Source organism: Haloquadratum walsbyi J07HQW2 (genome assembly GCF_000415985.1).
Taxonomy (GTDB): Archaea; Halobacteriota; Halobacteria; order Halobacteriales; family Haloferacaceae; genus Haloquadratum; species Haloquadratum walsbyi_B.
The window spans coordinates 992,457-994,088 of the sequence record NZ_KE356561.1; the positions used below are offsets into that span (position 1 = coordinate 992,457).

Genomic DNA, 1,632 nt, shown 5'->3' on the forward strand with positions numbered 1-1,632 from the left:
ATTTCTCTGGTGCGGATCTTTCCGGTGCCGAACTCACAGGTGCAGATATTCGGAAAGCAAAGATGCGGACAGCACGAGTGTATCGGGTGGAGATGACCGGATGCAATGAAGAGTACGCCACTGAGTCGTATCTCTCTTTACTCGGTGCATATGTCCGCGATGACGGTGAGCGATGAATCGACAACTCACACAGTGTATACTCAGGGCGATTGCGGACAGACCCAATAATATCACACCCAGCGGTCCGTGGAGAATCGCTTGAATTCCTGTTGTGCAAAAATTATGGAATCACTCTGGAGGGCAAAAAATTGTTTTCTCGGACAACTGCATTCTCATAGTCATAACCACGGTTCTGTTCTTGTCTCGACAGGATCTATATTAAGAATGACTTTGAGGCCACTGAATGTGTTTTTGTTTGCTTCCCGTTACAACGGTCAGTCCGCCAACAGTCGTGAATTATAACAGGATATGTTGAGGGTGAGATTTTCATCTCTGTGGGCTTTCTCACCGTCGCAACGGTATGTGTACTTGATACGAGAAGAATATAAATTCTATGTATATCCAAAATTTCATATGATCGATCTAAGTTTGTCGGTGCTATTTCTCCGGTGCTCACATGGACAAATCGTCGGTTGACGGCATAATTCAACATACTGAGTTGACGGGATAGAACTCCAAGATTTTCAGGAGTATTACGTACCACGGCTTTTCAGCAGTTTCGAGGCGGAGCCCCCGCCCCGGCCTCAAGGAACGAGGGCTTCCGAGTGGTCGGAAAGCACGACGCGACGCGAGTAGGCTAGGCCGAGGAGGAAGCCAACATAACAGGACACAACCACTATCCGACGACCACCTTACTCCCACACTATCACAAGCGTTGGTTCTTCATCTGTAATCTGAAATATGGAACTCCGACGTACCGCACCCGTCACAGTTGACGTTCCTGACCAGCGGCGTGAGGACTTCCACGAATCAGCTCACGCTCACCAGTTTCTCCACTGTGCGAACTGCTATGTCTCGCTCCTTAGCATAGTTTTCTAACTCTCGTTTCACACCGTCACGAACGCGGCGACAGTGATTTGTAATTCTATGCCAACAGGCCGTATGAAGCAATTGGATTATCAGTCGCTGTACAAAGCGGCTGTCACCTCTGTTGTATCCATCTACCGAGATCCTGGTCAGCGCGGTGCTGGATCAGGCTTTTTTTACGACGACACCCACCTCCTCACCAACGAACATGTGGTCCGAGACCGCGACCGCGTTGATATCCGGTTTCATGACGGGAGTTGGGAGACTGGGACTGTGGTCGGGAGCGATGTGTACACTGACCTTGCAGTAATTCGTGTCTCAGACAGTCCAACTGAGGCAACGCCCTTGCAGATCGCCGGGGGAACAGCATACCCTCAACCAGGACAGCCTGTCGCAGCACTTGGGAACCCACTCGGATTAGATGGGTCAATCACAACTGGCGTGGTGTCCGGTATCGACCGGTCTATGCCGACGTCAGGTGGATTCGCGATTCCTGATACCGTTCAGACAGATAGTCCAATCAACCCTGGTAACAGCGGTGGACCGTTGATCACAGCAGTTGATGATACGCCTGGCACAAATGAGGGATATCCAGTCGTTGGAGTG

At 50.5% G+C, this 1,632-nt stretch carries 1 protein-coding gene, 1 pseudogene and 1 other annotated feature (1 of these 3 cut by a window edge); the gene and the pseudogene both read left to right on the forward strand.

What is annotated here, in order from left to right:
• Positions 1 to 176: pentapeptide repeat-containing protein (locus J07HQW2_RS19890; RefSeq protein ID WP_021054203.1), on the forward strand; the 176-nt coding region annotated here is incomplete at its 5' end.
• A gap of 925 nt (positions 177 to 1,101) precedes the next feature.
• Positions 1,102 to 1,578, forward strand: a pseudogene (locus tag J07HQW2_RS04565) (S1C family serine protease); the annotation flags it as partial.
• Positions 1,579 to 1,583: 5 nt separating this feature from the next.
• Positions 1,584 to 1,632, reverse strand: a sequence feature (16S ribosomal RNA rRNA prediction is too short) (it continues 730 nt past the right edge of the window).